The sequence below is a fragment of the Gordonia sp. GONU genome, assembly GCF_024733855.1.
Taxonomy (GTDB): domain Bacteria; phylum Actinomycetota; class Actinomycetes; order Mycobacteriales; family Mycobacteriaceae; genus Gordonia; species Gordonia amicalis.
The window spans coordinates 1-20,299 of record NZ_JANRHB010000026.1 but is presented as its reverse complement, the minus strand read 5'-3'; the positions used below and the strand labels follow the sequence as shown (position 1 = coordinate 20,299).

Below are 20,299 nucleotides of genomic sequence, written 5' to 3'. Positions count from 1 at the left end.
AGGTAACAAGTCAGTGACGTCGTCCCGTCCGATGAGGATTCTGCGCGGCCGATTGTGTTTACTTGTCCCCATGCATGGTCTCGCAGCACTGCTGTTCCCGGCGGTACTCATGCTCTTCGCCATGGGCATGGACAAGGTGCAGGCCCGGATCGACCGCGTGTCCGTCTCCAACGACGACGTCGACGAATTCATCGACCGCACGGGGTCCCAGAACGCCGGTAAGCCGCCTCGCGATCCCGCACCCGCCGCACTCCACGAACTTCGGCCCCACCGCTTCCCCGGCCACGAACCGGCGACCGCCGATCACGCCGCCTCGCCGCAGCGGGCCAGCTGATCCACCGGTTCCCTGCTCACCGTCCGGTCCGCCCGGACGCGTCTTTTGCGGTGTTCTCCGGCCGATCGCGGCCGCTGATCGCCGAACCCGGGCATCTCGTCGGTCAGACACACACTCATTGCACCGTCAGTGACCCATTCAACACATATGCTGGTGCGCGGGGTAGCGTATCCAAGGGCGCGATCTCACACGTGGCTGTAGCAAAGATTTCGAGAAAGGTTCCCTAGGTGGAAGAAGTACTGGCGCGGGCAGGCATATTTCAGGGCGTCGAGCCCTCTGCCGTCGCGGCGCTGACCAAGCAGCTTCAGCCCGTGGATTTCCCTCGTGGACACGTGATCTTCCATGAAGGCGAGCCCGGTGACCGGCTCTACATCATCATGTCCGGCAAGGTGAAGGTCGGCCGACGTTCACCCGACGGCCGCGAGAACCTGCTGACGATCATGGGACCGTCGGACATGTTCGGCGAGCTCTCCATCTTCGACCCGGGCCCCCGCACCTCGTCGGCGACGACGGTGACCGAGGTCCGCGCGGTGTCGATGGACCGTGACGCCCTGCGCGCGTGGATCAAGGATCGTCCCGAGATCGCCGAGCAGCTGCTCCGCGTGCTGGCCCGCCGTCTGCGCCGCACCAACAACAACCTCGCCGACCTGATCTTCACCGACGTGCCCGGTCGCGTCGCGAAGCAGCTCCTGCAGCTCGCGCAGCGATTCGGCACCCAGGAGGGCGGCGCCCTGCGCGTCACCCATGACCTGACCCAGGAAGAGATCGCCCAGCTGGTCGGTGCCTCGCGCGAGACCGTGAACAAGGCACTCGCCGACTTCGCCCAGCGCGGGTGGCTGCGCCTGGAGGGCAAGAGCGTCCTGATCGCCGACTCGGAGCGCCTGGCGCGTCGCGCACGCTGACGAACCACAAGAGCCGCTCGTTCCTCCGGGAGCGAGCGGCTCTTGCTTTCGGCCTCAGGCCTCGCGCAGGTACTCCAGCTGCGCCTTCACCGACATCCGCGCCGCCGGCCACAGCTTCTTGTCGACGTCGGAGTACACCCGGCGCACGACCTTCATCGGCTTCGCCTCGTGTGGAGAGACGCCCATCGCGTCGAGTGCGGCGACGATCTGATCGATCCGCTCCTCGCGATGGGTCTTGTAGAAGCGGGCGACCGGCACGAGATCCGGATGGTCGGGGCCGTGTGCCGGGAGCAGCGCCGCGCCTTCACCTTCGACGATGAGCCGGTTCAGCGAGTTCAGATAGTCCCGCAGCCCGCCGTCGCTCGGGTCGAGCACGGTCGTGCCGCTGCCCAGGATGGTGTCGCCGGTGAGCACCGCACGCCGGTCCTCGTGCTCGACGAGGAAACTCACCGAGTCCCCGGTGTGTCCGGGCGTGTGCAGCACCGTGATCCGCAGGCCGGCGACCTCGATGACCTCGCGGTCGCGCAGGGGCTCGGCATTCCGGCAGAACTTCTCCAGACGGGCGCGCACGGGTGCACCCGTGCGCTTGTGCAGACGGGCCACACCGCCGGTGTGGTCGAAATGCCGGTGCGTGATCAGGGTGAGCGCGACGGGGAGCTCCGCAAGGCGTCGGGCGTGGTGCTTGTATTTCGGTGGACCGGGATCGACGACGACGCACTCGTCACTGCCCGGTGCGCGCAACACGTAGGTGTTGGTCCCGTCGAGCTCCATCATCCCGGAGTTGTCGCACAACAGGACCGACGCGAAGGGGGTTATCTCTCGGAGCACCCCGTAGGCGGGGTGGACGGCGGCGTCATCGTTCGGGGTGCTCATGGTGTCCGAGCCTATCGACTGACGACGGCCCCGGTCACACCGCTCGACCAGCCGCACACCGGCGGGTGCGAATATCGGCGTGGTACCCGCCGGTGATACCCGAGCCGTCCGGGTCCGGCACGACTGGATGCCGAAACCCGGACGGGTTGCGCGTCGATGCCGGGTGTCACAAGGAGGAGACGATGTTCTCCATAGTGGTGATCTCGCGCTGCTGGGTATCAGCGATGCCGCGAGCCATGGCGACAGCCTCGGGATTCTGTCCGGTGTCGATCTCGGTGCGCGCCATATCGATCGCGCCGCGGTGATGTCTGATCATGTGTGTCAAGAACAAGCGGGAGGCGTCGACGCCTTGAGCGTTCCGCAATGCGGTCATGTCCTCGGCAGACATCATCCCGCTCATACCGCCACCGCCCGGCATCGAGGCGGACCCCGGCATCGAGGCGGGCCCGGGCATCGAGGCGGAACCCGGCATCGAAGCGGAACCCGGCATGCCGTGCCCGGGCATTTCCATCCCGGGTGACGGCATCGGCATGTTCGGGCTGGTTGTCGTGGAACCCGTGGTCCGGCCCCAAAGTACCAACCAGCTCCGCAGCTGTTCGATCTCAGGCCCCTGCGCAGCCTTGATCTGCTTCGCCAGCTCAGACACCCGAGGATCGATGCCCTGCTTGGCCAGGATGATGTCGCTCATCTCGATGGCCTGTGAGTGGTGCGGAATCATCTGCTCCGCGAAGTTCACATCAGCCTGATTGTGGTCGGCGGCGGCCACGGCGGAAGTAGCAGTGCTCACCTTCGGCGACGTAGCTGTATGAGTCGACTGATCGCTGCCGGAATCGCTGCAAGCTGCCAGAGTGAGTGCCGCGGCGACCGCCACGACCCCGGCGGCCAGGGACTTCTTTCTCACCAGTACCTTCCTTCCTTCGTCCGCCACGCGGCGAACGACCCGAGCCCTCCGAACGCATCTTCCCGCCGGCCGGCTCGTCTGCGTCCGAGCTTGCCGGTCCGACCTGGTGACCACCCGAGCATTGGGTGAAGTTTTCGTCAACACCGCGCCTGCAGGACGGCGCCCCTAGGGTCCGTCAACGTCGATAGTCGAGTCGGGTCATCATTCCGGATTCTTGGTGGTACCCGTTATGGCAGTGGAGCATCCAACTGCCGGGATTGTCAGCCACAAGATCGACGGCCACACGTTCCATCGGCCGCACGATCACGGTGTCCTTCCGGGGGCCAGGTGTGCCGTCGACTCTGACGACCTGGAATGTGTGCCCGTGCAGGTGCATCGGATGCCACATCATCGACGTGTTCGTGAAGGTCAGTCGTGCACGCTGGCCCTGCTCGATGGCCAGCGGCTCCGCCTGGTCGTAGGTGCGGCCGTTGATCGTCCACCGATAGCTCATCATGTCGCCGGCGAGGTCCACCGCAAGACCCACGTCCGGAGGCCCCTGCGGGACCATCACCTCGCGGGTGGCGACGAAGCTGTCGACGGTTCCGACCTGCCCGTCCAACTCGCGGGGACGCGCGGTCGGATCCGGCGCAGACCCGATACCCGTGCGGAACACGGCGAACGCCTGAGCATTCTTCCCTTCCGCGACTGCGACGAGCGGGAAAACCCCCGTTTCCGCAATAACCACGACGTCGTACCGTTCCCCCATCCCCACCAGCAGAGCGTCGGCGGTAGTGCGCTCAACCGGGAAGCCGTCGGTATGGGTCACGGTCATTCGGTGGCCCCCGAGAGCGACACGGAACGCGGTGTCGGCGCCGGCGTTGATGATCCGGATCCGAACCCTCTGGCCGGGGCGGGCGTCGAACAATGCCGGCGCTGAGGGGATTCTCCCGTTGATGAGGTAGTAGGGGTACGCGACATCGCCCGAGTCGCCACCGAGCAGCGCGCTCGTACCGACCCGTCCGGACATCCCATCGCTGCCGGATTGCGAACCGCCCGAGGTGCTGGAGTGCCCCATCCCGCCCATGCCGTGCATGTTCATCCCGGATTGTCCCATCGACCCCACGCCCCCGCGTCGAAGGTCCTCGAGGATCTGCTGTGGGGTGCGGTCTACACCGTCAGTCCAGTCGTCGAGTACGACAATCCACTCGGCGTCGTAGGACAGCGGCTCGTTCGGGTCATCGACGATGACGGGGAAGTAGAGTCCGTAGTCGGTCTGCATTCCCGTGTGCGGATGTGCCCAATACGTACCGGCATGGGGGACCGAGAACTGGTACGTGTATACCTCGCCGGCACCGATATCCCTGCTTGCCGGGGCGGCGCCGTCCATGTCGTTGCGCAGGGCGATCCCGTGCCAGTGCAGCGATGTCGAATGGGGCATCTTGTTGTGCACGGTCACGGCCAGTTCATCGCCGATGCTCGCCCGGATGATCGGGCTCGGCACGGTGTTCCCGTAGGCGAACGAACGGACGTCCCGGCCGCCGAGGTCGATGTCGACGAGCTGCGGTGTCACTTCGGCAGTCACCGTTCGCCCAGTATGCGGCTGTCTGGCCTCGGCTGCGGAGACCGCGCTCCGATCAACACCGGGTGACGTGGTTGTGCTTGTCGAGGTCGTATCGGCACCGCAGGCGGTCAGCGCGAGGCCGCCGAGCCCTACCGCTGCCGCACCGAGGAATGCGCGCCGGCTGAAATGACGACCGGTATTACCGAAGGTTGTCATGGAACATCTCCTGAATGGTTCGGTGTCGCTTCACCGGGCGCAGGTGTCGGCGGGAAGTTTCACTCTGAAGCGGGATCCTGCGCCTGGGCCAGTGCTGTGGGCGGTGACGGTGCCGCCATGGGCTTCGACGAGCGCGCGGGCGATGGTCAGGCCGATCCCGCTGCCGCCTTCCACGCGGCCGCGGGCGGTATCCGCGCGATAGAAGCGATCGAACAGATGCGCCAGGTGCTCGGAGGGTATGCCCTCGCCGGAGTCGGTGACGGTGATCTCAGCCCACCCGTCGGACGTAGCGGTGGAGGCAACAGTGACGGCACCCCCGGTAGGGGTGTGTCGGAGAGCGTTGTCGAGCAGGTTCCCGAGGACCTGTCCGATTCGCACCGGATCGACTGTGACGGTGACCGTCTCGGCCATGTCGCCAATCAGTGCGACGCCATCGGCGGCGTATCGGGCGGCACAGACACGGATCGCCGCTTCGACCAGGGCGCGCGTGTCGGTGCGCACCGGGTTTATCGCCAGCTGGCCTTCCTCTGCGCGGGAGACGGCCGTGATGTCCTCGGCGAGTCGACCGAGGCGTGCAGTACTCGCACGCAGAATCCCGAGTGTCTCCGCGTCGGGGAGCCGAATTCCGTCCTCGAGCGCTTCGAGGTGCGCGTCGAGAGTCGCCAGGGGTGTGCGCAATTCGTGGGCGAGGTCGGACAGCATTCGGCGGCGCGTGGTCTCCACCGAGTCCAACCGTTCGGCGAGCTGGTTGAATGTCACTGCAAGCTGGTCGAATTCGCTGCCGAGCCCGGGTCCGGTGAGTCTCACTGCGTAGTGGCCGCCGGCGATCTCGGTGGCCGACGCGGCGACCGCAATGATCGACAGCTGCACACGGCGGGTGAAGTACCAGCTCACGGCCAGGGCCATCAACGCAGAGACGACCAGTGCAATCGCCAATGAGATGATCATCGCTGACGTGAACGCAGCCTCCACGTGGGTTGCCTCGGTCGAGGGGTGCTCGAAACCGGCCTGCTGCAGGTGATTGTGGAACAGCCGCGGAGCGACAGCGGCGGCGACCAGCCAGGCGCTGACCGCGCCACCCACGATGACCATTGCCTGCGCGGCCAGCAATCGGGTGCCGAATCCCGATCCACGGCGTGTCGCTGCCGTCGCGCGGGACCTGGCGGTCATTGCCCTGTCCCCATGCGATATCCGACGCCGCGCACTGTGCGTACGAACATTCCGCGGGTGGCGTCGTCACCGAGCTTGCGACGCAGATGTCCGATGTGCACGTCGACCAGGTGTTCGTCGCCAACCCAGCTCGGCCCCCACACCGAGGCGATCAACTGAGCCCGGGTGAACACCATGTTCGGGCGTTCGGACAATGCGACGAGGATGTCGAATTCGGTGCGAGTCAAAGCGATCGGGGTCTCACCCACCTCCACTTCGCGGGCGCCTTGATCGATTGTCAGCGTCCCGAACCTGCGACGCTCCGGCGGCGTGGTCATGTCCGTCGGCGCGGCGACCCCGACCGCGGCCCGGGGACGGCGCAGCATCGCTTGGATTCGGGCGATGAGTTCGCGTGGGCTGAACGGTTTGGTCATGTAGTCGTCGGCGCCGACGGACAGACCGACCAGGGTGTCGACTTCCTCGGCGCGGGCGGTGAGCATGACTATGTAGGCGTCGGAGAAGGTACGCAACCGGCGACACACCTCCACCCCGTCCAGCCGGGGCAGGCCCAGATCCAACACCACGACGTCAGGATCGACCTGTCGCGCGCCATCGATGGCATCGATTCCGTCGTGCACGATCGTGACGTCGAACCCGCCTCGCTCGAGGTACGTACCCACCACCGTCGCCAGCGGTATCTCATCTTCGACCACCATGGCCCGCAACCCGGTGGGCGGGTTCACCGAAACCGGACCCGGAGCGGGGAAGAACTGATCGGGATCGGATGCCATGCCTCCATCGTGGCGACCGACGCGGCTCGTGGCGACATTCTTCAGTGAACCTTCATCGAACGCCTATCCCGGCATCGGGTCCCACCTCCAGTGTTGAACACAGAATCTCGGGGAGAGGAGTGGCCATGGCGTGGGGATCAGGCCTCATGGCCGGGGGCGGCTGGGTAATGCTGCCGGTCGTCATGGTCATCTTCTGGGCGGTGGTGATATTCGGGATCGCTGCACTGTTTCGCACCGGTCGCCACCGAGAAGATTCCGGTGCGGACAGGTCGGATGACCCGCTGCAGATTCTCGAGGACCGCCTGGCCTTCGGCGAGATCGACGCCGAGGAATACCGGGCCCGCCGGCAGGTGCTCCGGCACCGCCACAGTGACGGTGGCCCAGATGAACAGTGAGAACGGCTCGCATCGTCGCGACAACGAGAGGACCGGCCTCGAGACCACAAGCCGCAGAAGACATCGGCAGGTCATGATCGCCTGCTGTCTACCGGTGCTGCTCGTCGCCGCCGCGCTCGTGCTGAGCGCTCCTGTGTCCACCGGAGCCCTGCTCTTGATCGTGCCCTGCGTAGCCATGCTGGCGATGATGGTGTTGCCACGCCACACCCATTAGGCCGAGCACGACCGGGGCACCGGCTGACTTCGAATACCACGGAGAGACAAAGCTTCTCCGCGCTGATGAGGAGGGAGAGCACACATGGGCAACACCGTCGTGGTCGAGGTGGGGGGACTGCACTGGGCAACCTCTGCGTCCACGATCGAATCGGTGCTGGGCCGGCGCCCGGGGGTGCTCTCGGTGATCGCGAACCCGATGAATCAGACCGCTACCGTCACTTACGACCCCGACCGCACCTCGGTGTCGCAACTCGCGGAATGGGTACGGGACTGCGGCTATCACTGCGCGGGCCGTTCGGTACCCGACCATGTGTGCGACCCGATGACCGAACCGCGCCCGGCCGGTCATCTCGCACCCCAGGGGCACGCAGAACACCACGCGGCCGTCGTCAGCCCCGTTCCCGAGGCACGTGCCGAGCACGCCCCGCAGGAGATGATGAGCCACGGGGACCACGGGGAGATGTCGATGGACGCGATGGTCCGTGACATGCGCGAGCGCTTCCTCGTCGCTCTGGTGCTGTCGATCCCGATCATGCTGTGGTCGCCGATGGGGCGCGAGATGATCGGGTTCACGGTGTCCGCGCCGTTCGGGCTTCGTGACGACGTGTTCTCGCTCCTGCTGAGTCTGCCGGTGATCTTCTACTCGTCGTGGATCTTCTTCGCTGGCGCCTACCGGGCACTTCGGGCCCGGACCTTGGACATGATGGTGCTCGTGGCCGTCGCGATCGGCACCGGCTGGCTCTACAGCGTCGGCGTGACCCTGACCGGCGGCGGCGATGTCTTCTACGAAGCCGCGACGATGCTCGCGACGTTCGTGCTGCTCGGGCACTGGTTCGAGATGCGGGCCCGCGGCGGCGCCAACGACGCCATCCGCACGCTCCTCGAACTCGCCCCTCCGAAAGCGGTGGTGATGCGAGACGGTCAACCGGTGGAGATCCCCACCGCAGACGTGGTGGTCGGAGATCTGTTGCTGATCCGGCCCGGAGCCAAAATTCCGGTCGACGGGATCGTCGAGGACGGCAACTCCGAGGTCGACGAATCGATGGTCACCGGGGAGAGCCTGCCCGTGGCCAAGACCGAGGGCTCGGAGGTGATCGGGGCATCGATCAACACCACCGGCACGCTGCGGGTGCGCGCGTCGAGGGTCGGTTCCGACACCGCATTGGCGCAGATCGTCGCCCTGGTGCAGGAGGCCCAGAACTCCAAGGCCCCCGGCCAGCGGCTGGCGGACAGGGCCGCGTTCTGGCTGGTGCTCGTCGCCCTGCTCGGCGGGCTGGGCACCTTCCTCGTCTGGTGGACGGTCGACGGCGATGTGCAGCGGGCCTTGCTGTTCGCGATCACCGTGGTGGTCATCACCTGCCCGGACGCGCTCGGTCTGGCCACCCCGACGGCGATCATGGTCGGCACCGGACTGGGCGCCAAACGGGGGGTGCTGTTCAAGAACGCCAGCGCGCTCGAGACCTCCGCCAGGATCGACACCGTCGTGATGGACAAGACCGGCACTCTGACCAAGGGTGAACCCGAAGTGACCGATGTCGTGGCCGACGGCCTCGGAGAGGACGAGATGCTGGCCCTCGTGGCGGCGGTCGAGAGTGAATCCGAGCATCCTCTCGCCGCCGCGATCGTCCGTCATGCCGCCGCTCGTGGCGTCCCGCAGGTGCCGCTGGAGAACTTCCGCAACGTCCCCGGGCACGGCGCGGTCGCCGAGGTAGGCGGGCACCGTGTGGCGGTGGGCAATCGGAAGCTGATGGCCGCCGAGAACGTCGAGTTCGGTGCCTTGATGGCTCGGCGCACGGAATTCGCCTCGAGTGGGCGCACCGCGGTGCTGGTCTCGGTCGACGGCCGCGGGGTCGGAGTCATCGCCCTGGCCGACGCCGCGCGCGAGACCTCCGCGGACGCGGTGAGCTCGCTGCACGAACTCGGCGTCGAGGTCGTCATGCTCTCCGGCGACAACGAGGCCACCGCGCGCCGCATCGCCGGACAGTTGGGCATCGACACGGTCATCGCCGAGGTCTTGCCCGGCGACAAAGCCGACAAGATCGCCGAACTGCAGCGTGCGGGCAAGCAGGTCGCGATGGTCGGTGACGGCGTCAACGATGCTCCCGCGCTGGCACAGGCAGAGCTGGGCATCGCCATCGGCGCCGGCACCGACGTCGCGATCGAAACCGCCGACGTGGTGTTGATGCGCTCAGATCCTCTCGACGTGCCGATCGCGCTGCGCATCGGCCGGGGCACACTTCGGAAGATGCGGCAGAACCTCGGGTGGGCCGTCGGCTACAACACCATCGCCCTGCCGATCGCCGCCGGCGTGTTCGAGCCTGCCTTCGGGTTTGTGTTACGCCCGGAGATCGCCGCGTTGTCGATGTCGGGATCCAGCCTGATCGTCGCGGTGAATGCGCTGATGCTCAGACGGTTGCAATTGCCGTCTCCCCCCGAGGCGCATAAGGCGACTCGTCTGACCCCTACTCGGCCCTGAGGTCCGGCCCCTCGAATGTCTCAGGCGTCCGATCCGGGTTGATGCGATTTCAGCGCTCTGATGCGTTGCCGGTACTCGTCCTCGTCGATCTCTCCTCGAGCAAACCGCATCGCGACGATTTCCTCCGCTGTCGGCCCGGAAGCAGATGGCGGGTGCACCGTCGGCGGATTCGCCGGCCGATTCGCAGCGCGCACGAGCAGGACGATACCGACGATGATCAGCGCCCAGAACGCCACCATGCCGATCGTCATCAGCACATAACCCCAACCGGTCATGCCGTCGCCGTACCACATCATCATCGATAACATCTCCCCTCACCGGACGTGGCGCCACTCTATGCAAGCCAGGTATCTGGAGCCTCGACGTGACACCGTGCCGGAGTGACGATCCGCCTTTCACGGTGCGCCGCGTCGGTGACGTCTCCACCGTTGATTTCGTGAAGATCTGCTCAAGAAGCTGACCCGTCAGTGACCTTCAGGTACGCCGCACCGGCCTTGCCCGGCCCGGCGTTCGCGCATAGGTCCCGGATCAGTCCGTGATGAGGTCGTATCCCAGCTTCCCGACCATCACCACGACGACAGCCAGCAGCACCCACCGCACGAACGAGCTGCCGCGCCCGATGGCCATGTGCGAGCCGATCTGGGCGCCGACGATATTGGCGACTGCGAGTCCGAGACCCAAGAGCCACAACACATTCCCCTGGAGCCCGAACACGGTCAGCGCCCCGAGGTTGGTACCGGTGTTGATGACCTTTGCCATCGCCGAACTCTCCAGGAACGTCGTCCCGACGAGAGCGGTGAGGCTGATGATGAGGAAGGTCCCGGTTCCGGGCCCCATCACCCCGTCGTAGAACGCGACGACGACACCGGCGATCACCAGGCCGGCGATCGTCGACAGGCGAGACCGCGGGCCCGACGACGTGTCGCCGCCGAACCCGGGATTCAGCGCGACGAAGAGTCCCACGCCGACGAGCATCACCAGCACGATCGGCGTGAAGATCTCCGTCGGCAACGAGATCGCCACCAGCGCACCGAGAGCCGAGAACACGAGCGCGGCGAGGAACACCGGGACGAGCCGTCGTAGATCGACGCGCACGTGCCGCACATAGCGCCAGGCTGCCGATGCGGTGCCGAAGACCGCGGCGAGTTTGTTGGTGCCGAGTGCCGTCGCCGTCGGCAGGCCGGGCTGCGCGATCAGCATCGCGGGGATCAACACCAATCCCCCACCGCCGACCACGGCGTCGACCCACCCGGCGGCTGCGGCCGCGACGACCAGCAGCGCGACGTCCAAAGAGACGTCAGGCCACTTCGACGATCAGTTCCACCTCGACGGGTGCACCGAGTGGCAGTTCGGCGACACCGACGGCCGAACGAGCGTGAACTCCCGCGTCGCCGAATATCTCGCCCAGCAGATCCGACGCACCGTTGATGACCTTCGGCTGACCGGTGAAGCCAGGGGCCGACGCGACGAAACCGACCACCTTGACGATGCGCACCACCGAGTCGATACCGACCAGTGCGTGCACCGCGGCGAGCGCGTTCAGCGCGCAGACGCGCGCCGCATCGGTGGCCTCATCCGGACGCACGACGCCCTCGGCACCGTCGTGCACCTTGCCGTGCACCGAGAGTTCGCCGTTGATGATCGGGAGCTGTCCGGAGGTGTAGACCAGGTTGCCGGTCCGCACGGCCGGGGTGTAGCTGGCCACCGGAGGCACCACGTCGGGCAGCGCGATGCCGAGCTCGGCGAGTCGATCTGTCCAGGTTGCAGCCATGCTCAGCCCTTCGGTCGCTTCATGTAGGCCACGTGCTGCTCACCGGTCGGGCCGGGCAGCACCGACACCAGTTCCCAGCCGTCGGCGCCCCACTGATCGAGGATCTGTTTGGTTGCGTGCGTCAGCAGCGGCACCGTCACGTATTCCCACGCGGTCACTTCAGTCATGGACTCACCCTATCTGCCGACGATCAATGGATAAGGTGTTGCGGTGGCCAATGAACAGGGCTCACGTTCCGGGGCGGGGGAAGGTCTCGATTCCGGCGTGACAGACAACTCTTCCGTTGTGGGCGCGAACGAGTGGCCGGACGCGGCATCGCGCGCCCGGTTGCACTTCGTCTCGGGCAAGGGCGGGACCGGTAAGACGACCATCGCGGCGGCACTCGCACTCGCGCTCGCCGCCGACGGCAAAAAGGTTCTCCTGGTGGAGACCGAGGGCCGGCAGGGCATTGCGCAGCTCTTCGACATCCCGCCGCTGCCGCCGACCGACACCAGGATCGCGACCGCCGAAGGCGGGGGCGAGGTGTCGGCGCTCGCCGTCGACATCGAGCACGCACTGCTCGAATACCTCGACATGTTCTACAACCTCGGCTTCGCCGGCCGGGCGATGAAGCGCATCGGCGCCATCGACTTCGTGACCACGGTGGCACCGGGTCTGCGCGACGTGCTGCTCACCGGCAAGATCAAAGAACGCATCATCCACACCGACAAGCAGGGCGAACGCGTCTACGACGCGGTGGTCGTCGATGCACCGCCGACCGGCCGGATCGGCAACTTCCTCGACGTCACCCAGGCGATGGCCGACCTCGCCAAGACCGGTCCGATCCGGAATCAGAGCGAGGGCGTCGTCCGCCTGCTGCATTCCGAGGAGACCGTCGTCCACCTCGTGACACTGCTCGAGGCGATGCCGATCCAGGAGACCATCGAGGCGATCGACGAGCTGCGCAGCAAGCACCTCAACCTCGGCAGCCTGATCATCAACCGGGTCAGTGCACCGCACCTGCCCGCCGACACGATCGACGAGATCGCCGAGGGACAGATCGATGCCTCGCGCATCGAGGAGAACCTGAGCGCCGCCGGCGTGAAGCTCGCCGACGGTGATCTGTCCGGCCTGCTCACCGAGACCATCGAACATGCGACCCGCCTGCAGGCACAGCAGATCGCGAAGGCTCAGCTCGACGAGGTGGAACTGCCGACTCTCGAACTGCCGTCCCTCGGCGACGGCATCGACCTCGGTTCCATCTACGAGCTGGCCAACCTTCTCCAGAAAGCGGGTGCGTGATGCCACTCGACCTCAAGATGGGGGCGGTGCTGACCGACCCCGCGACCCGCGTCGTCATCTGTTGTGGTGCCGGCGGCGTCGGCAAGACCACCACCGCGGCCGCCATGGCGATGTACGCGGCCGAGCAGGGCCGCACCGTCGCGGTCCTCACCATCGACCCGGCCAAGCGGCTCGCGCAGTCACTCGGGATGTCGCAGCTCACCAACGAGCCGCAGCCGGTTCCCATCGATGGCAAGGGCACGCTCGACGCGATGATGCTCGACATGCGGCGCACCTTCGACGAGATGGTGCTCGAGTACTCCAGTCCCGAACGCGCCGAGGCGATCATGGAGAACGCCTTCTATCAGACGGTCGCGTCGTCGTTCTCCGGCACGCAGGAGTACATGGCGATGGAGAAGCTCGGCAAGCTGCTCGAGCAGGAGCACTGGGACCTCATCGTCGTGGACACGCCACCGTCCCGGAACGCCCTCGACTTCCTCGACGCGCCGCAGCGTCTCGGCTCGTTCCTGTCGGGTCGGCTGATGAAGGTGCTGGTCGGCGGCGGACGCGGTGTCGGCCGAATGGTGACCGGGGCGATGAGCCTGGCGATGCGGGGTGTCTCCACCATCATCGGCGGCGACATGCTGCGCGACGTCGCGACGTTCGTGCAGTCCCTGGACTCGATGTTCGGCGGTTTCCAGGACCGCGCGCTCAAGACCTATGAACTGCTGAAGCAGCCGGGCACCCAGTTCGCGGTGGTCGCCGCGGCCGAGGCCGACGCGCTGCGTGAGGCCGCCTTTTTCGTCGACCGGTTGTCGGAGGAGACGATGCCGCTCGCGGGTCTGATCCTCAACCGGACCCACCCGAACCTGACCTCGATCCACGAGGAGGCGGCGCTGGTGGCACTCGAGTCGGTCACCGACGACCTGACTCGCGGGGTGCTACAGATCCACGCCGACCGGGCCGCCACCGCGAAGCGCGAACTCCATCTGCTGCAGAGATTCACGGCGGCCCATCCGCGGGTCCCGATCGTCGGGGTCCCGGCGTTGCCGTTCGAGGTCGCCGACGTGACCGCACTGCGCGCAGTCGCGGAGCAGATCACCGGACGGGGCTGAGCGCTTACACCACCGACTGATGACAATCGGCTCGGCCGGCTTCCGTCGGTCGAGCCGAATTGCGTTTGCTGATGAGTCTTGGTGGGTCAGACCGCGTCGGCGCGCTGACGCCGGCGCTGGGCTTCGAAGAACGCCGACCACGAGGTGACCTCGGGATGCTGGCGGAGGAGTGCGCGACGCTGACGCTCGGTCAGGCCACCCCACACACCGAACTCGACGCGATTGTCGAGGGCATCGGCACCGCATTCGAGCTGTACCGGGCAGTGCCGGCAGATCGTGGCGGCCTTGCGCTGGGCTGCTCCTCTCACGAACAGATCGTCCGGGTCTCCGCCTCGGCATCGTGCTCTGGCCACCCAGGCCAAGCGATCTTCTCCGGTAGAAACTGCCGCTGTCGCCATCCGCCACCCCTACTCATCGTGTTCCGCATGTCCCCGAAGCCGGGGCTCAACTCCTGCTCAGACCACATTTACAGCAAACTGTTAAGTGAGTCACATTCTGCACTCAATCTAGGGATCTGTGCATGGGTGCGCAACCCCTGGAGCGCAACAAAGTGGGACCACCGTGCAAACTCATCCGATCGGAGGGTTGCACTGACGTGCTGTCGGGGGTGCGCAGACGCGCGGTCGAGCCGTTCTTCGAGCACGCCGGGATCGTGTCCAGGCACAACGGTCCCGTCGGATCCCGGGGGCGAGGCTGGGCGATGTTCGGACCGATCGCACGTATCCTGTCGGGGTGATGTCGAAGAAACTGTGGTCACTGGCCTGGGCGAGCCTGCTGGCCGGGGTTCTCGTCGCGGGCCTCATGTATCCGGTGGCCAGTGGGGTCGGCGTCGTCTCCAACCGGGCGGCCGCGGCAGTCGAGAACGTCTCCTCCGAACTCCTGAACGGCACCTTGCCGGAGGTCACCACGATGACCGACGTCAACGGAAAGCCGATCGCGGTGCTGTTCGACCAGTACCGCTACCAGGTCGGATACAACGACATCTCGCCCGACATGATCCGCGCGATCATCTCCGTCGAGGACCGGCGCTTCCTCGAGCACGACGGCGTCGACTGGAAGGGCACCATCCGCGCCGCGCTGAAGAACTCGTCGTCGGGCGAGGTCCAGCAGGGTGCGTCGACGCTCGATCAGCAGTACATCAAGAACTATCAACTGCTGGTGCTCGCCCGCACCGAGGCCGACCGCCAGGCCGCGGTCGAGACGACCCCGGCGCGCAAGCTGCGCGAGGTGCGCATGGCCCTCACGCTCGAGCAGACCCTGATCGACCAGGCCAAGCGCGACAAGGGTCTCGACGACGCCGCCGCCAAGCAGGAGGCGAAGAAGCAGATCGTCACCCGCTATCTGAACGTCGTCCCGTTCGGCAACAACGCCTACGGCATCGAGGCGGCCGCGCAGACCTACTTCGGGATCCCGGCCAAGGACCTGCGGGTAGAGCAGGCGGCCATGCTCGCGGGCATGGTGCAGTCGAGTTCGGCGCTCAATCCCTACAGCAATGCCGAGGGCACGCTCACCCGACGGAACCTCGTACTCGACACGATGATCGACAACTTCCCCGAACGACGCGCCGAGCTGATGGCGGCCAAGGAGAAGCCGCTGGGCGTTCTCCCGCGTCCGCGGACACCCACCCAGGGCTGCATCGCCGCCGACACCGAGGGATTCTTCTGCGACTACGCGCTCCAGTTCCTCGCCGAGAACGGAATGTCGCGCAACTCGGTGCTCCGCGGCGGGTACATCATCCAGACCACCCTCGATCCCGACGTCCAGCGGTCGACGGATCGCGCGGTCAAGGCGCAGGCGAGTCCCACCGCTGACGGCGTGGCCGACGTCATGAGCACGATCCGCCCCGGCGACAAGTCCCACGACGTGCTGTCGATGGCGTCGAGTCGCAACTACGGCCTGAACCTGGCCGCGGGCGAGACCATGCAGCCGCAGCCGTTCTCGATGGTCGGTGACGGCGCGGGCTCGGTGTTCAAGATCTTCACGGTGGCGGCGGCGCTGGAGAAGGGGCTGGGCGCGGGTTCGAACATCCCGGTTCCCGGTTTCGTCGCAGTGGAGGGCATGGGCAACAGCGCCGGTGCCAACGGCTGCCCGGTGAACTCGTACTGCGTCAAGAACGACGGCAATTACCCGGCATCGCTGTCGGTGACCAATGCCCTCGCACAGTCCCCCAACACCGCTTTCGTCAAGCTGCTGCAGCAGGTCGGCGTGAAACCGGCCGTCGACATGGCCGTTCGCCTCGGTCTCCGTTCGTACACGGTGCCCGGCTCGTCGGGTTACGGCGAGAAGAGCATGGCCCAGTACGTGAAGGACGGGAACTTCGGCTCGTTCACCCTCGGCCCGCTGCCGCTCAACGGACTCGAACTCGCCAACGTCGCCGCGACGCTCGCGTCCGGTGGCGTGTGGTGCCCGCCGAACCCGATCAAGGCGATCAGCCGGGTCAAGCGCGATCAGTACGGCAACCCGGTGATCGGACCGGACGGACAGCGCGCCCTCACCTCGGTGCCGTTCAATGCACCGGGGTGTGAACAGGTCGTCGACAAGGGCCTCGCCGACACCTTGGCGAACGCGTTGAGCAAGGACGATCAGGGCGGCGGCACCGCTGCCGGCGCGGCCGGTTCGGCCGGTTGGACCCTCCCGATGTCGGGCAAGACCGGTACCACCGAGGCGCACCGCAGCTCTGCGTTCGTCGGTTTCACCAACCAGATCGCCGGTGCCGCATACGTCTACAGCGATGGCCCGAACCCCCAGGGTGTCTGCAGCAGCCCGCTCCGGTCCTGCTACGACGGGGATCTGTACGGCGGTATGGAACCGGCACGCACCTGGTTCCAGGCCATGAAGCCGGTCGCGACCAAGTACGGTCCGGTCCGGCTCCCTCCGATCGACCGCGAATACTGGAACGGCAGTGACCGCGGACGAATCCCGCAGGTCAGCGGACTGACCGCCAGTGAGGCGACCTCACGCCTGCAACGGGCCGGGTTCAAGGTCAACGAGCTCGAGGTCGACAGCGGCCGCCCCAAGGGCACGGTCGTGTTCACCGCGCCCTCGGATTCCGCGATGCCAGGCAGCACGGTCACCATCTACGTCAGCAACGGTCGTCGCGCCGGCGGCGGTGACAGCGGCAACGGTCCCACTGAGACCACCGTGGTGGTTCCCGGTGTCGGCCCGGTCGTGATCCAGCTACCCGGCTGAGCCCGGGGCCGGGAACGGGTGGGCATGCGCTCGGTGATGCGTATTCTGAACAGATGCAACACTCCGAACTCGACTTCGCACGCCTCGGCCGTTCACGCCTCGGTTCACCCGGTTCCGGGGTCGGTTCGCGCGCGCTCGTAGGTGCAGCGGGACTCGCAGCGGCCGGCCTCGTCTACTCGACCGTCATCGAGCGCAACGCCTTCGCCCTGCGGCACACGACGCTGTCGGTCCTCGAGCCCGGCGCCTCTCCCCTGCGGGTCTTGCACATCAGCGACCTGCACATGATGCCCAACCAGCGGCTCAAGCAGGCGTGGATCTCCGAGCTCGAGGCGCTGGAACCAGATCTGGTGGTCAACACCGGCGACAATCTCGCGCACCCGCAGGCGGTGCCCGCGGTGATCCAGTCCCTCGGCGGCCTCCTGTCGCGTCCGGGTCTGTTCGTCTTCGGTTCCAACGACTACTTCGGCCCCAAGGCGAAGAACCCGTTCAAGTACTTCAAGAAGGATCACCAGCGCACGTATGGTGAACCGCTTCCGTGGCAGGACCTGCGGGCGGCGTTCACCGAACGCGGCTGGCTCGACGCCACACACACCGTGCGTGAGCTCGAGGTCAGCGGGGTGCGGGTGGTCGCGGCCGGTGTCGACGATCCGCACATCGAGCGGGACCGTTACGAGACCATTGCCGGGCGCCCCAACCCGCTGGCGCACCTGCGCCTCGGCCTCACGCATTCGCCCGAGCCGCGGGTCCTCGACCGCTTCGCCGCCGACGGCTACGACCTCGTGATGGCCGGCCACACCCACGGCGGGCAACTGTGCCTGCCGTTCTTCGGGGCGCTCGTCACCAACTGCCACATCGACCGTTCCCGGGTGAAGGGACCGTCGAACTGGGGGTCGTCGATGAAGCTGCACGTGAGCGCCGGCCTCGGCACATCCCCGTACGCGCCCGCCCGCTTCTGCTGCCGCCCGGAGGCCAGCCTGATCACCCTGACGCCGGTCTCGCACGGCGACGCCGATTACGACGCCGACCAGTCGCTGCCGCAGCTGGCACGCGAGTCCCTGTGAGCGTCCCCCGAACACATCGGGGGTCGATCGACTCGTGAACGCGCTCGGCGTGAAGGTCCTGGCGTTCGACACCTTCGGTACGGTCACCGATTGGTACACCGGGATCTCCGGTGCCGTGGCGCTGATCGTCCCCGAGGTCGACTCCGCCGACTTCGCACGTGAGTGGCGTCGCCGCTACTCGCCGATCCTCGCGCGTGTCGAGGCCGGAGAGCTCCCCTGGCGTCGTCTCGACGACCTGCAGACCGAGACCCTCCGGGAGGTCGCAGGGTCCTTCGGCGTGACTCTCGACGCCGAACAGAGCCGCGCGCTGGTGCGCGCGTGGCGGACCATCCCCGGCTGGCCCGACGCCGCCGAAGGCATCCGGCGCCTCAAGCGGGACCGCATCGTGTGCGCTCTCAGCAACGGGACCGTGGCGTTGCTGACCGACATGGCACGACACAACGGCTTCGGGTGGGACGTCATCGGGGGTTCCGACCTCTGGCGTCACTACAAACCCGCGCGCGAGACGTACTGCGGCCTCGCCGAACTCCTCGAGGTCCGGCCGGACGAGGTGATGATGGTCGCGACGCATCAGTCGGACCTCGACGCCGCCCGCTCCTTCGGCCTGCGTACCGCGTTCATCGAGCGACCGGCCGAATGGGGTGGCGAACCCAAGGACGACTCCGGTTCGCCGCACAACGATTTCCACGCCACCGATCTGCTCGACCTGGCCCGGCAGCTGGGTTGCTGAGCGAAGGAGCCCGTTGCGTCATGACCCTCGACGATCTGCGGCGCTGGGAGGACTCCGGGGCGGGCTGGCGGGTCGTCCGCCGCGGCCCAGAGGGTGTCACCGTGAGTCTGTTGCGCTGCGACGGCGGCGAAGAGGTCGACCGGTTCGTCAGCGCCGACCCCGAGATCCTCGCTCACCTCGGCGATCGTGTCTCTTCCGAGCAGAAGATCTGAGCCCCGCGCTCTCCACTGCGAGGTCACCTGCGAAGACGAGGAAACCCCGGCCGCATCTCTGCTGACCGGGGTTTCACTGCTGTGTCTCAACCAACACATCTCTGTGATCGACCGTGGCCGATCTCTGTCGGGGTGGCGGGATTCGAACCCACGACCTCTTCGTCCCGAACGAAGCGCGCTACCAAGCTGCGCCACACCCCGTGTGTAGCCTGCGATAGCTTATACCCGACCCCCGCCGAGTACTAAATCGCCTGGTCAAAGATGTGCCGGAACTGAGCGAAACGCTGTGGGACACGGGTCGGACGTCCCATCCTTGGTCAAGGTCCACCCGCAACAACGCCACCGCGCCGTCGCCCCAGGATCTCTGGACGCCGGCGTTCCCCACCATGAAAGGACGCCACCATGAGCGCCACCCCCGACCAGCAGGCGAACTCGTCCGCCAAACAGGGCTTCGCCTTCGGGATCTCGATCGTCGCCGCCGCCCTGCTCTTCGTCGCAGGTTTGGTCTCGGTCTTCCAGGGCATCTCGGCGATCGCCAACGACGAACTCTTCGTCGTCGGCCGCGACTACGTCTTCGAATTCGACCTCACCGCGTGGGGCTGGATTCACCTGATCCTCGGCATCGTCGGCATCCTCGTCGCCGGCGGACTCGCGGTCGGTGCGGACTGGGCGCGCATCGCGGCCATCGTCATCGCGTCACTGTCGATCATCGCGCAGTTCCTGTGGCTGCCCTACTACCCGGCCTGGGCGATCCTGATCATCGTCCTCGACCTCATCGTCATCTGGGCGGTCTCCACCTGGAACCCGAACAACGTTTACAACATGTGATCTTTCGTTCCACCATTGATGATGCCGGCCGACACGGCCGGCCGGGTGCCCATGACCCATCCGTGACCGTGTGCGGTCCGAACACTCTTCAGACAGCCCATCGGGACTCGACGGAGACGATCGGCCCACGAAAGGAACACCATGCGCGTCACACGCACCCTTGCAGCCCTTGTCGCCGGCATCATCGTCAGTATCGGTTTCGCCATCGGGACCGGTTGTCCATGGCCATGAGAAAGTCCCCACTGGTGGCCAGGTCGAGGTCCCCGCTGGTGGCCAGATAAAAGTCCCCACCCTGTGTTCGTCGTGTCGACCCGGAACTGAGGGCCCAGGCGATGAC

At 66.6% G+C, this 20,299-nt stretch carries 22 protein-coding genes and 1 tRNA gene; 12 read left to right on the top strand and 11 right to left on the bottom strand.

The window, feature by feature from the left end:
• The first annotated feature begins 70 nt into the window (after window positions 1–70).
• Both NWF34_RS18960 and NWF34_RS18955 read left to right on the top strand, forming a co-directional pair.
• Complete coding sequence (locus tag NWF34_RS18960) at window positions 71–334, top strand: hypothetical protein (RefSeq protein ID WP_024499553.1); 264 nt, start codon at window positions 71–73, stop codon at window positions 332–334.
• 227 nt (window positions 335–561) lie between these two features.
• Window positions 562–1,236: a Crp/Fnr family transcriptional regulator gene (locus NWF34_RS18955; protein ID WP_005194565.1), complete on the top strand. Its 675-nt coding sequence runs from the start codon at window positions 562–564 to the stop codon at window positions 1,234–1,236.
• Between the two features lie 54 nt (window positions 1,237–1,290).
• Here the strand turns inward: NWF34_RS18955 and NWF34_RS18950 are convergent, their stop codons facing one another.
• From NWF34_RS18950 to NWF34_RS18930, 5 genes are all read right to left on the bottom strand, one after another.
• On the bottom strand, window positions 1,291–2,109 hold the full coding sequence (locus NWF34_RS18950; RefSeq protein ID WP_024499554.1) for an MBL fold metallo-hydrolase: 819 nt from the start codon (window positions 2,107–2,109) through the stop codon (window positions 1,291–1,293).
• A 166-nt stretch (window positions 2,110–2,275) separates the two neighbouring features.
• Window positions 2,276–3,010 carry a DUF305 domain-containing protein gene (locus NWF34_RS18945; RefSeq protein WP_024499555.1) on the bottom strand — a complete coding sequence of 245 codons (735 nt, stop codon included), beginning with the start codon at window positions 3,008–3,010 and terminating at the stop codon, window positions 2,276–2,278.
• A gap of 175 nt (window positions 3,011–3,185) precedes the next feature.
• Window positions 3,186–4,769 (bottom strand): multicopper oxidase family protein, encoded by a 1,584-nt coding sequence (locus tag NWF34_RS18940; protein ID WP_024499556.1) that lies wholly within the window; start codon window positions 4,767–4,769, stop codon window positions 3,186–3,188.
• Between the two features lie 30 nt (window positions 4,770–4,799).
• The gene (locus NWF34_RS18935) at window positions 4,800–5,939 is read right to left on the bottom strand and encodes a cell wall metabolism sensor histidine kinase WalK (RefSeq protein ID WP_024499557.1); all 1,140 of its coding nucleotides are present in this window, start codon (window positions 5,937–5,939) and stop codon (window positions 4,800–4,802) included.
• A complete protein-coding gene (locus tag NWF34_RS18930) occupies window positions 5,936–6,634 on the bottom strand; it encodes a response regulator transcription factor (protein WP_024499558.1) in 699 nt (232 codons plus the stop codon). The genes NWF34_RS18935 and NWF34_RS18930 overlap by 4 nt, the downstream gene beginning before the upstream one ends.
• Window positions 6,635–6,855: 221 nt before the next feature.
• Between NWF34_RS18930 and NWF34_RS18925 the strand changes: the two genes are divergently transcribed.
• From NWF34_RS18925 to NWF34_RS18915, 3 genes are all read left to right on the top strand, one after another.
• Window positions 6,856–7,104: an SHOCT domain-containing protein gene (locus NWF34_RS18925; RefSeq protein WP_238555671.1), complete on the top strand. Its 249-nt coding sequence runs from the start codon at window positions 6,856–6,858 to the stop codon at window positions 7,102–7,104.
• Window positions 7,094–7,318: a hypothetical protein gene (locus tag NWF34_RS18920; protein ID WP_152528550.1), complete on the top strand. Its 225-nt coding sequence runs from the start codon at window positions 7,094–7,096 to the stop codon at window positions 7,316–7,318. Before NWF34_RS18925 ends, NWF34_RS18920 begins: the two co-directional genes overlap by 11 nt.
• Before the next feature lie 84 nt (window positions 7,319–7,402).
• Window positions 7,403–9,796, top strand: coding sequence for a cation-translocating P-type ATPase (locus NWF34_RS18915; RefSeq protein WP_258325792.1), 2,394 nt, complete (start codon window positions 7,403–7,405; stop codon window positions 9,794–9,796).
• A gap of 20 nt (window positions 9,797–9,816) precedes the next feature.
• On the opposite strand, the gene NWF34_RS18910 is transcribed toward NWF34_RS18915, so the two are convergent.
• From NWF34_RS18910 to NWF34_RS18895, 4 genes are all read right to left on the bottom strand, one after another.
• Window positions 9,817–10,095: an SHOCT domain-containing protein gene (locus tag NWF34_RS18910; RefSeq protein WP_024499561.1), complete on the bottom strand. Its 279-nt coding sequence runs from the start codon at window positions 10,093–10,095 to the stop codon at window positions 9,817–9,819.
• 229 nt (window positions 10,096–10,324) lie between these two features.
• The gene (locus NWF34_RS18905; RefSeq protein ID WP_006435099.1) at window positions 10,325–11,086 is read right to left on the bottom strand and encodes a TSUP family transporter; all 762 of its coding nucleotides are present in this window, start codon (window positions 11,084–11,086) and stop codon (window positions 10,325–10,327) included.
• Between the two features lie 7 nt (window positions 11,087–11,093).
• Entirely contained in the window at window positions 11,094–11,567 is a 474-nt protein-coding gene (locus NWF34_RS18900; protein ID WP_024499562.1) for a RidA family protein, read from the bottom strand.
• A 2-nt stretch (window positions 11,568–11,569) separates the two neighbouring features.
• A complete protein-coding gene (locus NWF34_RS18895; protein WP_006435101.1) occupies window positions 11,570–11,734 on the bottom strand; it encodes a DUF4177 domain-containing protein in 165 nt (54 codons plus the stop codon).
• Between the two features lie 43 nt (window positions 11,735–11,777).
• Here NWF34_RS18895 and NWF34_RS18890 point away from each other — a divergent pair, with 43 nt between their 5' ends.
• Complete coding sequence (locus NWF34_RS18890; RefSeq protein ID WP_024499563.1) at window positions 11,778–12,848, top strand: ArsA-related P-loop ATPase; 1,071 nt, start codon at window positions 11,778–11,780, stop codon at window positions 12,846–12,848.
• On the top strand, window positions 12,848–13,942 hold the full coding sequence (locus NWF34_RS18885; protein ID WP_024499564.1) for an ArsA family ATPase: 1,095 nt from the start codon (window positions 12,848–12,850) through the stop codon (window positions 13,940–13,942). The genes NWF34_RS18890 and NWF34_RS18885 overlap by 1 nt, the downstream gene beginning before the upstream one ends.
• 86 nt (window positions 13,943–14,028) lie before the next feature.
• Here NWF34_RS18885 and NWF34_RS18880 read toward each other — a convergent pair whose 3' ends face one another.
• A complete protein-coding gene (locus NWF34_RS18880) occupies window positions 14,029–14,340 on the bottom strand; it encodes a WhiB family transcriptional regulator (RefSeq protein ID WP_024499565.1) in 312 nt (103 codons plus the stop codon).
• A gap of 337 nt (window positions 14,341–14,677) precedes the next feature.
• On the opposite strand from NWF34_RS18880, the gene NWF34_RS18875 reads away from it, so the two are divergent.
• Genes NWF34_RS18875 through NWF34_RS18860 form a run of 4 tightly spaced genes read left to right on the top strand, consistent with a single transcriptional unit; the run spans window position 14,678 to window position 19,134 of the window.
• Window positions 14,678–17,131 carry a penicillin-binding protein gene (locus NWF34_RS18875; protein WP_258325791.1) on the top strand — a complete coding sequence of 818 codons (2,454 nt, stop codon included), beginning with the start codon at window positions 14,678–14,680 and terminating at the stop codon, window positions 17,129–17,131.
• A gap of 53 nt (window positions 17,132–17,184) precedes the next feature.
• Window positions 17,185–18,192 carry a metallophosphoesterase gene (locus tag NWF34_RS18870; protein WP_258325790.1) on the top strand — a complete coding sequence of 336 codons (1,008 nt, stop codon included), beginning with the start codon at window positions 17,185–17,187 and terminating at the stop codon, window positions 18,190–18,192.
• A 34-nt stretch (window positions 18,193–18,226) separates the two neighbouring features.
• Window positions 18,227–18,922 (top strand): haloacid dehalogenase type II, encoded by a 696-nt coding sequence (locus NWF34_RS18865; RefSeq protein ID WP_258325789.1) that lies wholly within the window; start codon window positions 18,227–18,229, stop codon window positions 18,920–18,922.
• Between the two features lie 20 nt (window positions 18,923–18,942).
• Entirely contained in the window at window positions 18,943–19,134 is a 192-nt protein-coding gene (locus tag NWF34_RS18860; protein WP_258325788.1) for a hypothetical protein, read from the top strand.
• Window positions 19,135–19,261: 127 nt separating this feature from the next.
• Here the strand turns inward: NWF34_RS18860 and NWF34_RS18855 are convergent.
• Window positions 19,262–19,335 (bottom strand) — tRNA-Pro (locus tag NWF34_RS18855).
• 201 nt (window positions 19,336–19,536) lie between these two features.
• Here NWF34_RS18855 and NWF34_RS18850 point away from each other — a divergent pair.
• Entirely contained in the window at window positions 19,537–19,962 is a 426-nt protein-coding gene (locus NWF34_RS18850) for a hypothetical protein (protein WP_006435109.1), read from the top strand.
• The last annotated feature ends 337 nt before the right edge of the window (window positions 19,963–20,299 follow it).